Genomic DNA, 12,597 nt, shown 5'->3' with positions numbered 1-12,597 from the left:
AATAGGGCTATCCCGAGACGGCGCGGGTCTGGGGGGGGGGGTTTTTGTTATAGTTCAGCCCCAAAAACTAACCCGCCGTTTTCTCTAGAACTGCGCCCCGGGCGGGTGGCGCCGCCCGGTTCTTCGTCGTTACCGTCCTTCGCCGTTTGCCGTCTTGGCGCGCGGGAGAAAATTTGCCCCATCGCAGAATTGACGTTTACGCAAACGTCAATATTTGTTATCTCGACCGCAACGTTGGTCCGTCTGCCATCCTCATATGCTGAGGCTGATTTCGGGGCCAAGACCGCATGGTGGAGGAAACGCATGCCGATCTACAGAGCGCCGATCCGGGACACGCTGTTCGTGCTGAACGAGGTGCTGGGCTATCAGCGCTATTCCAATCTTCCCGGATTTTCCGACGCGACGCCGGATGTGCTCGAGGCCATCCTTGCCGAGGGCGCGAAGCTCGCCGAAAACGTCATGCAGCCGCTCAACCGTGTCGGCGACGTGGAAGGTTGTGTGCGCCATGTCGACGGATCGGTGACGACGCCAAAAGGCTTCAAGGAAGCCTTCGACCAGTATCGCGAAGGTGGCTGGATGGGGCTCGCCGCACCTGTCGAGTTTGGCGGGCAAGGCTTGCCCTATGCAGTGCATACTGCGGTTGCCGAATATATGGTGTCGGCCAATATGTCGCTGATGATGTATGCCGGACTGACGCAAGGTGCGATCGCTGCGATCATCACCCATGGCACCAAAGAGCAGAAGGCGACATGGTTGCCGAAGCTGGTCGAGGGCGCCTGGACCGGCACCATGAACCTGACCGAGCCGCACTGCGGAACCGATCTCGGCTTGCTGCGCACCAAGGCCGTTCCAAATGGCGACGGCACCTACAGGATCTCCGGCCAGAAGATATTCATCTCGGCCGGCGAGCATGACATGTCGGGAAACATCGTCCACCTCGTGCTGGCCCGTATCGAGGGCGCGCCGGATGGCGTGAAGGGCATCTCGCTGTTCATCGTGCCGAAGCTCAAGCTCGATGCATCAGGCAATCCGGGCGAGAAGAACACCGTCTCCTGTGGCTCGATCGAGGAGAAGATGGGTATCCATGGCAATTCGACCTGCGTCATGAATTATGACGACGCTGAAGGCACACTGCTCGGCGAGGCCAATGGCGGGCTGAAAGCCATGTTCACCATGATGAATGAGGCGCGGCTTGGCGTCGGCCTGCAGGGGCTCTCACTGTCGGAGGTTGCCTATCAGAATGCGGTTTCTTACGCCAAGGATCGTCTGCAGGGCCGCTCGCTGTCAGGGCTGAAGGCGCCGGACAGAAAGGCCGATCCGATCATCGTCCATCCGGACATCCGCCGCAGCCTGATGACCATGAAGGCTTTCAACGAGGCCGGCCGCGCGCTGGCGCTGTGGACGGCGATCAAGTCCGACATCGCTCACCGCTCCGGTGACGACAAGGATCGCCAGGCAGCCGATGACTATACCGGCCTGATGACGCCGGTGGTCAAGGGCGTGCTCACCGACAAGGGTTTCGATCACGCGGTAATGGCGCAGCAGGTGTTCGGAGGCCACGGCTATATAGAAGAGCACGGCATGAGCCAGTTCGTCCGCGATGCCCGCATCGCCATGATCTATGAGGGTGCCAACGGCATCCAGGCACTCGACCTCGTCGGCCGCAAGCTGGCCTTGAATGGCGGTCGCGCGGTGCAGGCGTTCTTTAGGGAAGTCGGCGAGTTCTGCGAGGAGAACCGCACCGACGAGAAGATGGCGCCCTTCACCAAGGCGCTGAAGAAGAGCCTCAACGATCTGCAGGCGGCGACGATGTGGCTGATGCAGAACGGCATGGCCAAGCCCGACAATGCCGGTGCCGCCTCGACCGACTACATGCATCTCTTCGGCCTGGTGGCGCTGGGCTATATGTGGGCGCAGATGGCCAGGGTGGCCGCAGCGAAATTGGCGAATGGCGCCGACGGCGCTTCGTCTTTCTACGACAACAAGCTGGTGACGGCGCGCTTCTTCGTGGAGCGGATCATGCCGGAGACGGCGGCGCACCTTGCCCGCATCTCCAGCGGCGCCGACACATTGATGGCGCTGCCGGCCGAAGCGTTCTAGGCTCCCCTCTTCCTCGCGAGGAGGGTGGCCGCGAAGCGGCCGGGAGAGGGCGCCACGGCAGCGCGCCAGCCTCAATTCTGGCGGCGTGCTTGGAAGGAGGATCAGAGAATAAACATGACCAGTCCCGCCGAAATCCTTGGCCTTCCAAAACCCGCCTGGGCGGCGGACGAGGTCGGCATGCTTTATGACATGGCGCACCGCTTCATGTCGGAAGAGATCGCGCCGCGTTACGACGAGTTCGAGAAGAACGAGATGGTCGACCGCGAAAGCTGGCTGAAGGCGGGTGCGGCCGGCCTGCTCTGCGCCTCGATGCCGGAGGAATATGGCGGCTCGGGCGGCAGCTTCGCGCATGAGAGCGCCATCATCGAGGCGATCGCCCATGTCGGCGTCGACGGGTTCGGCATTGGCCTGCACAATTCGATCGTCGCCCCCTACATCCTCCATTACGGCTCGGACGAGCAGAAGAAGAAATGGCTGCCGAGGCTGGCGACCGGCGAACTGATCGGCGCCATCGCCATGACCGAGCCGGGTGCGGGCTCCGACCTGCAGGGCGTCAAGACGCGCGCCGAAAAGGACGGCAACCAGTACAAGCTCAACGGCTCGAAGACCTTTATCACCAACGGCCAGCTCGCTAACTTCATCATCGTCGTCACCAAGACCGATCCGCAGAAAGGTGCCAAGGGCATCTCGCTGATCGTCGTCGAGACCGACGAGGTGGAGGGCTTCGAGCGCGGCCGCAACCTCGACAAGATCGGCCTCAAGGCCAACGACACGTCGGAACTGTTCTTCAACGACGTGCGTGTGCCGACCTCGAACCTGCTTGGCAACGAGGAAGGCCAGGGCTTCGTCCAGCTGATGCAGCAATTGCCGCAGGAGCGGCTGCAGATCGGCACCACTGCTATCGCCATGGTCGAGCGGGCGCTGGCTCTTACCATCGACTACGTCAAGGAGCGCAAGGCCTTCGGCAAGGCCATCATCGAATTCCAGAACACCCAGTTCAAGCTGGCCGAATTGAAGACCGAGGCGACCATTGGGCGCGTCTTCTATAATGACTGCGTTGCCCGCCACATTAACGGCGGCCTCGACCCGGTGACGGCCTCGATGGCCAAATACTGGCTGTCAGACCTGCAGGGAAAAGTCGTCGACGAATGCCTTCAATTGCATGGCGGCTATGGCTACATGAATGAATATCCGATTGCGCGCATGTTCCGCGACGCCCGCGTCCAGCGCATCTACGGTGGAACCAACGAGATCATGAAATTGCTGATCGGGCGCTCTCTCTGAGCGACTTTCAGCAAACCCAAGGAGCAGGAAAATGGCCGAAGCTTACGTCTATGATGCCGTGCGCACGCCGCGCGGCAGGGGCAAGAAGGATGGCTCGCTGCACGAAGTGCCGGCGGTGCGGCTCGGCGCCAAGGTGCTCGAGGCGATCCGCGACCGCAACGGGCTGGACACCGGCACCGTCGACGACATCATCTTCGGCTGTGTCGATCCGGTTGGCGAGGCGGGTGCAGTCATTCCACGTGCCGCTGCTTTCGAGGCCGGCTACGACACCAAGGCGCCTGGCATGCAGATATCGCGCTTCTGCGCCTCGGGCCTCGACGCCATCAATTTCGGCGCCGCCAAGATCGCGCAAGGCGCCGACGAGATCGTGATTGCCGGTGGCGTCGAATCGATGTCGCGGGTCGGCATGGGCGCCTCCGGCGGCGCCTGGTTCATGGATCCTTCGGTCGGCCTGCCCGGCTGGTTCGTGCCGCAAGGCATATCGGCCGACCTGATCGCCACCAAATACGGGTTTTCGCGCGACGACGTCGATGCCTACGCGGTCGAAAGCCAGAAGCGTGCCGCCAAGGCGTGGGGCGAGGGCCGCTTCAAGAATTCGGTGATCTCGGTCAAGGACCAGAACGGCCTGACCATTCTCGATCACGACGAGCACATGCGGCCTTCGACCGACATGCAGTCGCTGGCCGCGCTCAACCCGTCCTTCGTCATGCCCGGCGAAATGGGCGGCTTCGACGCCGTCGCGGTGCAGAAGCATCCCGAGGTGGAAGAGGTCAACCACGTCCACCATGCCGGAAATTCGTCCGGCATCGTCGATGGCGCGGCGGCCGTGCTGCTCGGCTCGAAAAAGGCGGGAAAGACGCTCGACCTCAAGCCGCGCGCGCGTATCCGCGCCTTTGCCAACATCGGCTCCGAACCGGTGCTGATGCTGACCGGTCCGGTCGACGTCACCGAAAAGCTGTTGAGGCGGGCGAAGATGAAGCTGTCGGACATCGACCTGTTCGAGCTTAACGAGGCCTTCGCTTCGGTGGTGCTGCGCTACATGCAGGCTTTCGACATTCCTCATGACCGGATCAACGTCAATGGCGGCGCCATCGCCATGGGCCATCCGCTGGGCGCCACCGGTGCGATGATCTTCGGTACGGTGCTGGACGAATTGGAACGCCGCGACCTGAACACCGCGCTGGTGACGCTTTGCATCGGCGCCGGCATGGGCACCGCAACGATCATCGAACGCGTCTGACGGAGAGAGATGATGAGCTATACCAATTTCACCCTCGACACCGACGCCGACGGCATTGCTTTGGTCACCTGGGACATGCCGGACCGTTCGATGAACGTCTTCACCCAAGAGGTGACGCTCGAGCTGAACGTCATCGTCGACAAGGTGGCGACCGATGCAGCGATCAAGGCGGCGGTCATTACCTCCGGCAAGGATACGTTCTCGGGCGGCGCCGACATCACCATGCTGCAGAAGATGCTGGCGACCTTCGCCGCCGACAAGGCAAAGGACCCAGAGAAGGCGACCAAGGCGCTGTTCGACAATGCGGGCTATATGAACGGCCTGTTCCGTAAGCTGGAAACCTCGGGTAAGCCGTGGGTTTCGGCGATCAACGGCACCTGCATGGGCGGCGCGTTCGAATTGTCGCTCGCCTGCCATGGCCGTGTCGCGGCCGATTCCGACAAAGTGAGGATGGCACTTCCCGAAGTGAAGATCGGCATTTTCCCCGGCGCCGGCGGAACCCAGCGCGTGCCGCGGCTGACCGACCAGCAGCAGGCGCTGCAAATGCTGACCTCCGGCCAGACGCTGTCGCCGCAGAAGGCCAAGTCGATGGGCCTGATCCATGAGATTGCCGAGCCGGACAAGCTGGTCGAAACCGCCAAGGCGATGATCAGGAACGGCTTGAAACCGGTGGCGCCCTGGGACGAAAAAGGCTTCAAGCTGCCCGGCGCTCCGATCTATTCGGTGGCCGGTGCCAATCTGTGGCCGCCGGCCATCGCCATCCTGCGCCGCGAGACCTATGGCAACTATCCCGCCGCTGCCGCCATCCTGAAATGCGTTTACGAGGGCTTGCTGGTGCCGTTCGACACCGCCTTGCGGATCGAGCAGCGCTACTTCACCGAGATCATGCAGACCAGGGAAGCGGCAGCGATGATCCGCTCGTTGTTCGTGTCGCTCCAGGAACTGAACAAGGGCGCGCGCCGCCCGGCCGGTGTGCCGGAAACGAGGTTTAAGAAGATCGGCGTGCTCGGCGCCGGCTTCATGGGCGCCGGCATTGCCTATGTGACGGCCAAGGCGGGCATTCCGGTGGTGCTGCTCGACCGTGACATGGAGTCTGCCGCCAAGGGCAAGGCGCATTCCGACAACCTTATCTCGGATCAGGTGAAGAAGGGCCGTGCCAAGCCACAGGACAAGGACCAGTTGCTGACGCTGATCACGCCGACGGCCGATTACGCCGATCTCGCCGGCTGCGATCTTGTCGTCGAGGCGGTATTCGAGGATTCGGCCGTAAAGAAGGGCGCCACCGAACAGGCCGAGGCTGTGCTCAAGCCTTCGGCGACCTTCGCCTCGAATACGTCCACCATACCGATTACATCGCTGGCCAGGAATTCGGCGCGGCCAAAGAATTTCATCGGCATCCACTTCTTCTCGCCGGTCGACAAGATGATGCTGGTCGAGATCATCCTCGGCAAGAAGACCGGCGACAAAGCGCTGGCCACCGCGATCGACTTTGTCCGCGCCATCAAGAAAACCCCGATTGTCGTCAACGATACGCGCGGTTTCTATGTCAATCGCTGCGTACTGCGCTACATGTCGGAAGCCTACAAGATGCTGATCGAAGGTGTTCCGGCGCCGATGATCGAGAATGCGGCGAAAGCCGCCGGCATGCCGGTCGGTCCTCTGGCGTTGACCGACGAGACCGCGATCGACCTTGCCCAGAAGATCATGAAGCAGACGATGCGCGATCTCGGCGACAAGGCGGTCGACCCGAAGCAGATGGCGCTGATCAGCACGATGGTCGACACACACGGTCGCTTGGGTCGCAAGAACAGCAAGGGCTTCTACGACTATCCGGCAAAACCTGCCAAGAAGAAGCTGTGGCCAGGCCTCAGGGACCTCTACCCGCAACTGGCGCCGGAGAGGGTCGATTATGAGGAGCTGAAGCAGCGGCTGCTGGTCACCATCGCGCTTGAGGCGGCACGGGTGATGGAGGAGGGCATCGTTACCGATCCACGCGAGGCCGATGTCGGCTCGATCCTGGCCTTCGGCTTCGCGCCCTACACAGGCGGTGCACTGTCCTACATCGACGGCATCGGCGCGAAGAAATTCGTCAAGATCGCCAAGCGCCTGCAGAAGAAATACGGCGCCGAGTTCAGGGCGCCGAAGCTGCTGCTCGACATGGCCGAGAAGGGCGAGACCTTCTATGAGCGTTTCGATCCCTATGACAGGAACGAGGCCAAGGAGGCAGCGTGACGCCGTCTTCGGCGGTGGACAAGATGGCGGCCAAGAGGTAGAACAGGGAAGGTATTTTTTCCTGTTTCGAAGGAGAGCAAGGTGCTCTCGCATGACCGCGTTTGGGCCGCCATCGACGCTCTCGCCGAGCGTTATTCGCTTTCGGCCTCCGGGCTGGCCAGGCGCGCTGGCCTCGACTCGACGGCCTTCAACAAATCGAAGCGGCTGTCCTCGGATGGGCGGCCGCGCTGGCCGTCGACCGAATCGCTCGCCAAGATCATCGAGGCGACCGGCGCCTCGCTGGATGAATTTGCGGGGCTGGTCGAAGGCCGGGGTAATTCCGGCGCACTGCCCGTGCAGAAATCGTCGGTGCCGCTGCTCGGCTTCGCCCAGGCGGGCGCCGGTGGCTTCTTCGACGACGCCGGGTTTCCGGCGGGGCAGGGATGGGACCTGATCGAGCTGCCGGCACGGGCAACCGAAACCTCCTATGCGTTGAAGGTCCAGGGCGATTCCATGCTGCCGCTTTACCGCAATGGCGATGTCCTGATCGTCGAGCCGGGGGCTATCATACGAAAGGGCGATCGCGTCGTCGTCAAGACCAATGCCGGCGAGGTGATGGCCAAGGTGCTCGACCGCCAGACACCGAAGTCGATCGCGCTGGTCTCCCTCAATCCCGATCATCCGGACCGCGACATCCCCATGCGTGATGTCGAATGGGTGGCGCGGATTGTCTGGGCAAGCCAGTAGGCGCGGGGCCGGTGCGTCTGCCTCACCTTGCCTTGGCCGTTCTGGCGATTCCGGCGATGGCCACGGCAATTGTCGCTGGCGGCCGCGCCGTCCAGAACCAAAGCGGCGGCCCTGGCGAGCAAATTCAGGTCAGCGCTGAACCCCAGCCCGCCGCGCCGGCTACGTCGGCCATCTCGAAACCAGAGGCGGCCAAGCAGGCTACGCATTCAAGGGCAATCGATCCGGAAATCGTGGTGCCGCCGCAGCTCGGTTCCGACGAGCTTGAACGGATTGAGCCGCGCGCACCGTTGAGCGATCTGGCATTGGCCGGACTGCCCAGGCCGCCAAAAACGAAAATGCCTGACGACTGGAAAGGCACGAAACTGTTCCAGCCGGTCGCGCCGGCCGCCGGGGTCATCGAGGCAAAGGGCTATTCGATTGCGGTTTCCGGCATCGACATCGTCAAGCAGGACGAGACTTGCACCGACGGCGGCAAGTCTTGGAGTTGCGGCATCCGGGCGCGAACTGCCTTCCGCGCTTTTCTGCGCGGTCGTGCGGTGGTCTGTGCCGTGCCGCCCGAAGGCGGCCGTGACCTGATCGCCGCCGAGTGCCGGATCGGCAATCAGGATATCGGCCAATGGTTGGTCGAAAACGGCTGGGCGCGCGCCGCCAAGGGCGGCGCTTACATAGAAGCCGGCGAGAAGGCGCGTGCAGCGAAAAAGGGCGTCTTCGGGCCGGCGCCGAGCGTCTCAGGCCTGCCGCCGCTCCCGGCTGCGTCGCGATCCGCGCCTGTGGCGCCGGGCTCGATCCTGGAGGAGCAGGACGGCGTCCTCAAGCCGCCAGCTGACCAGCAAGCGCCCGTCGAATGAGCTCACGCGTTTCGGCAATGCCGTAGAGTGCGGCGAAGGAACCGAAGCGCGGCCCGCGTTCCTGACCTATCAGCACCTGATAAATCATCTGGAAGAAGGCGACGGAGACGCCGGGTCCACCCTCAGGGCTCTGCTTGGAACGATCCTGGTAGCGCTCGATCTTGCGCGCGACATTGAGGGCGGCGTTCTGGATCGCCTCGCCGGCGGCGTCAGCGGGCAGCGCGGCGAGCGCTTCCGAAAGTTTGGTCAGCGCCTCGCGCTCGACCGCGTCGGCGGCACGGTACACCTTAGCCGGCTTCACGAAATCGTCGAAATAGCGGATCGCATATTCGGTCAGCCGGTCGAGTTCGGGGTGAGTTGCCGGCGTCACACCCGGTGCGTGGCGCGAAATGAAGCCCCACAGCACGTCCCTGTTCTGCGCATTCGAGGCGCTGACCAGGTTGAGCAGCAGCGCGAACGACACCGGCAGGTCGATGATAGGCGGATTGCCGTCATGCATGTGCCAGACCGGATTGCCCAGCCGTTCTTTCCAATCCTGCTTCTGATAAGCAGAGAGGAACGTGTAATATTCGTCTACCGCCTTCGGGATGACGTCGAAATAAAGCTTCTTCGCGGTTCGCGGGCGCTGGAACATATAAAGGCTAAGGCTCTCGGTCGGCGCATAAGTCAGCCACTCGTCGATGGTTAGCCCATTGCCCTTCGACTTCGAGATCTTCTGGCCCTGCTCGTCGAGGAACAGCTCATAATTGAAGCCCTCCGGCGCTGGAGCATCGAGCGCACGGCAAATCTGCCCGGCGAGCTTGACGGAATCGATCAGATCCTTGCCGGACATCTCGTAATCGACGCCGAGTGCTGCCCAGCGCATCGCCCAGTCTGGCTTCCATTGCAGCTTGGCATGACCGCCGGTCACCGGCGTCTCGAAGCGCTCGCCGGTGTCCGGGTCGCGCCACACGATGGTGCCGGCGTCGAGCTTGCGCTCATCGATCGCGACTTGCATGACGATGCCGGTCTTGGGATGGATCGGCAGGAAGGGCGAATAGCTCTGCGCCCGCTCTTCACGCAGCGACGGCAGCATAATTGCCATCACCTTATCGAAGCGCTCGAGCATCTTGAGCAGCGTCGCGTCGAAGCGGCCGGAAGTATAATAGTCGGTCGAGGAAGCGAATTCGTAATCGAAGCCGAAACGGTCGAGGAAGGCGCGCAACCGTGCGTTATTGGCGGCGCCGAAGGACGGATACTCATTGGAGAAAGGGTCCGGTATCCTGGTCAGCGGCTTGCCGAGATACGCGCGCAGCATGTCCTTGTTAGGCACATTGTCCGGCACCTTGCGCAATCCGTCCATGTCATCGGAGAAGCACAGCAGCCGCGTCTTGACCTTGTCTTCGGTCAGCACTCGGAAGGCGTGGCGCACCATAGATGTGCGCGCCACCTCGCCGAAAGTGCCGATATGCGGCAGCCCCGACGGGCCGTAGCCGGTCTCGAACAGCACCGTTTCCGGGTAGCCGCTGCTCGCGTAGCGGGCGACGATCTTTTTCGCTTCCTCGAACGGCCACGCCTTGCTTTCGGCGGCGGCGGTGAGGACTTCCGGGCTGAGATCGATCGGCTGTTGTCCGGCCATGATGCTATTTCCTGCAGCTTTGCCGGCATCCGTGCCGGCAGCCGCATGCTCTAGACTATGATCCCGAAAAGTGGAACCCGGTTTCCGGGCAGGACCGTGATCAGGCAAGAAGATATGAGCCCCGTCCCATTTAGTCGGTATGGATCAGGCTTCAGGGCCTGACCGGAGCGTCAACGATCGCGGCTCTTTTTCCTTGCGGCGCCGGTCCCTCGTTCCTAACTTCGGGACCCGTCTCAAGGAGTTGTAAATGCCATTGTCGCCACACGAAGCCATGATCTACCTGATGGTCATCACCTCGGCGTCAGACCGCGACATGACCGATGTCGAACTGGCGCGGATCGGCGACGTCGTTCGATCCTGGCCGGTGTTTGAGGATTTCAATCAGGAGCGGCTGGTCGAGGTCGCCCAGGCCTGCCAGAAAATGCTGCAAGAAAAGGACGGGCTGGAGGGCGTCCTGGCGCGCGTCGCCGAGGCGCTGCCCGACCGCCTGCGTGACACCGCCTATGCCGCTGCCTTCGAGGTCGCGGCCGTCGATCTCGAAATGCGACTGGAGGAGGTGCGCGTGCTGCAGCTCGTCCGCCGGGAACTCGACCTCGATGCGCTGACGGTCGCCGCCATCGCGCGAGCCGCCAAGGCCCGCCTTCGCACGCTGACCTGAGCCAGCAGCCAAGCTCAGAAAAAGCTGACCGGAAAATAGCGCAGATAGAACTCGGCGAACGTGCCTTTCACCGAAATTTCCTGCAGCGCATAGTCGAAAGCGGCGGCCAGGGCCGGATCGTCGGCCCTGGTGGCGATCGCCATGCCCGAGCCGAGATATTCGGGCGCCAGATAGGGGCCGCCGGCAAAGCGGCAGCAGCCCGCCGCATCCGAACCGCCGAGCCAGAACGCAAAACGCATGCCATCGCCGAAGGCGGCGTCGATCTTGCCGGCTTTCAGCTCGCCATAAAGCTCCTCCGGCTTTGCGAAGGGGACGATTTGGACGTCGCCGAAATAATCGCGCAACATCCGCTCATGCCCGGAGCCGGCGATCACGCCGACACGCTTGCTGCGCAGCTTGTCGAACATTGGTTCCGTCAGCGCCTGTGTCTTCGGCACGACGAAGCGTGCCGGAAATCGCAGGTAGGAGCGTGAAAACGCGTATTTCGACCGCGATTCCGGCGTGGCGGCGATTCCGGCAATGATCGCTTCGCCTTCGCCTTTCCGCAGCGCGCCTTCGAGCTCGGCCCAGGGCAGCGCCTGGATCTGGCATTTTTCGGCAATGCCGAGCTCGGCGCAGATGGCGCGCGCCAGGTCCACATGGAAGCCGGACAGTCGGCCTGCCCCGTCGAGAAAGTTGAAGGGCGGGAAATCGGTGGTGGTCAGGAATCGCAGCCGCGGCAGCATCGAAAGGTCCGGCTTTGGCAGCCGCACCTTGGCGTCCCAAAACACCGGCACCTGCGGCTCCGCAGCGCGCGCAGCACCCGCAAGCGATTGCACTCCGATCAGCATCGAGATCAATGAAATGGATATGCACCGAAACGCCACGCGACGACTCCGTCCAGTCTTGCCCCGGCTTTCGTACGAAATAACACAGGTTCTTGTACGAAAATAACTCAGGCACAACGGTTTTTGGTTTCATCATGGCAATTTAGGGATATTGTTTAGTGAGTTTGCAAGTGACTGTATGATGCCGGCTCAAGAGGAGCGGTGGGGCGTACAGAGGGAGCAGCTTTGCAGTCCGGGGTTGATGGCGTAGTGCGGGTTGATCACTGCCATTGGTCTCAAGTGCGGAAGGCAACATGGGGTAGATGTTGCGATGGGTCATTTCGATCGTACCCTGGAGTTGATAGATCAGTTGCAGCACGCCGGCACAGCGGCCGCCGTCTGCGAAAAGCTGCTGGGGGTAACAAGCGGGTTCGGGCTGACGGCGCTGATGGCCGGGACGGTTCCGCAACCTGGAACGCCGAGAAATCAGCAAAAGAATCATGTGCTGCTTTGCGACTGGCCGGCTGAATGGCTTGAGCGCTACGTCGCGCGCAACTACGTCGATCACGATCCCGTCGTCAGCCACATGAAGCAGCTTCAGGCGCCGTTCCAGTGGCGGGAAGCGTCTCAGGGCATCCGCATCGGCAAGAGCGGCGGCGAGGTGATGGGCGACGCCGGTGAATTCAAGCTGCGCGACGGGTTGGCCTTCCCGCTGATCACGCTCGATGGCCAGATCGTCATGGTGTCGCTGGGCGGCGAGGCTGTCGAATTGTCGGGCGCCGAGTTCGGGTTGGTCTCGTTGGTCTCGACTTATGCGATTGGCCGCGCCATGCAGCTCCACACCATGGCGGGCAAAACCATCGACCATGTCGAATTGACGCCGCGTGAGCGCGAATGCCTGCAATGGGCCGCCGTTGGCAAGTCCGAATGGGAGATTTCCCAAATTCTCGGCATTTCGGAACACACGTCAGAGAAACACCTTCTTAACGCCAAAAGCAAACTCGGTGCCGTCAACCGGGTCCAAGCCGTCGCGGAAGCGATAAGGCGCGGCTATATTAACTAGGTCGGCCGCGCCGGCCTAGAAA

Annotated in this window: 10 protein-coding genes; 8 read left to right on the top strand and 2 right to left on the bottom strand. The window is 62.3% G+C overall.

The annotated features are described in order from the left end of the window. Nucleotides 1–303: 303 nt before the first annotated feature. From NKH29_RS20295 to NKH29_RS20270, 6 genes are all read left to right on the top strand, one after another. On the top strand, nucleotides 304–2,100 hold the full coding sequence (locus NKH29_RS20295; protein WP_023719512.1) for an acyl-CoA dehydrogenase: 1,797 nt from the start codon (nucleotides 304–306) through the stop codon (nucleotides 2,098–2,100). 114 nt (nucleotides 2,101–2,214) lie between these two features. Then, nucleotides 2,215–3,384 (top strand): acyl-CoA dehydrogenase family protein, encoded by a 1,170-nt coding sequence (locus NKH29_RS20290; RefSeq protein ID WP_023719511.1) that lies wholly within the window; start codon nucleotides 2,215–2,217, stop codon nucleotides 3,382–3,384. Between the two features lie 31 nt (nucleotides 3,385–3,415). Beyond that, on the top strand, nucleotides 3,416–4,624 hold the full coding sequence (locus tag NKH29_RS20285) for an acetyl-CoA C-acetyltransferase (RefSeq protein WP_352547915.1): 1,209 nt from the start codon (nucleotides 3,416–3,418) through the stop codon (nucleotides 4,622–4,624). A gap of 12 nt (nucleotides 4,625–4,636) precedes the next feature. Continuing rightward, on the top strand, nucleotides 4,637–6,856 hold the full coding sequence (locus tag NKH29_RS20280) for a 3-hydroxyacyl-CoA dehydrogenase NAD-binding domain-containing protein (protein WP_352716972.1): 2,220 nt from the start codon (nucleotides 4,637–4,639) through the stop codon (nucleotides 6,854–6,856). 81 nt (nucleotides 6,857–6,937) lie between these two features. Then, complete coding sequence (locus NKH29_RS20275) at nucleotides 6,938–7,582, top strand: S24 family peptidase (protein WP_023719508.1); 645 nt, start codon at nucleotides 6,938–6,940, stop codon at nucleotides 7,580–7,582. A gap of 11 nt (nucleotides 7,583–7,593) precedes the next feature. Beyond that, a complete protein-coding gene (locus NKH29_RS20270; protein ID WP_352493783.1) occupies nucleotides 7,594–8,430 on the top strand; it encodes a thermonuclease family protein in 837 nt (278 codons plus the stop codon). On the opposite strand, the gene NKH29_RS20265 is transcribed toward NKH29_RS20270, so the two are convergent. Further along, complete coding sequence (locus tag NKH29_RS20265) at nucleotides 8,393–10,048, bottom strand: lysine--tRNA ligase (protein ID WP_352817551.1); 1,656 nt, start codon at nucleotides 10,046–10,048, stop codon at nucleotides 8,393–8,395. The two genes, NKH29_RS20270 and NKH29_RS20265, sit on opposite strands and share 38 nt — an antisense overlap. Nucleotides 10,049–10,295: 247 nt before the next feature. Between NKH29_RS20265 and NKH29_RS20260 the strand changes: the two genes are divergently transcribed. Further along, nucleotides 10,296–10,706, top strand: coding sequence for a tellurite resistance TerB family protein (locus NKH29_RS20260; RefSeq protein ID WP_023719505.1), 411 nt, complete (start codon nucleotides 10,296–10,298; stop codon nucleotides 10,704–10,706). Between the two features lie 14 nt (nucleotides 10,707–10,720). On the opposite strand, the gene NKH29_RS20255 is transcribed toward NKH29_RS20260, so the two are convergent. Beyond that, nucleotides 10,721–11,572 (bottom strand): ABC transporter substrate-binding protein, encoded by an 852-nt coding sequence (locus tag NKH29_RS20255; RefSeq protein ID WP_023719504.1) that lies wholly within the window; start codon nucleotides 11,570–11,572, stop codon nucleotides 10,721–10,723. 271 nt (nucleotides 11,573–11,843) lie between these two features. Between NKH29_RS20255 and NKH29_RS20250 the strand changes: the two genes are divergently transcribed. After that, nucleotides 11,844–12,575, top strand: coding sequence for a helix-turn-helix transcriptional regulator (locus tag NKH29_RS20250; RefSeq protein WP_023719503.1), 732 nt, complete (start codon nucleotides 11,844–11,846; stop codon nucleotides 12,573–12,575). Nucleotides 12,576–12,597 lie beyond the last annotated feature (22 nt).

Origin of the sequence: Mesorhizobium sp. M1295, assembly GCF_040318135.1 — a bacterium.
GTDB lineage: Bacteria > Pseudomonadota > Alphaproteobacteria > Rhizobiales > Rhizobiaceae > Mesorhizobium.
Note: the sequence above shows the minus strand (reverse complement) of the source record. Positions and strands in the feature narration are given on the sequence as shown.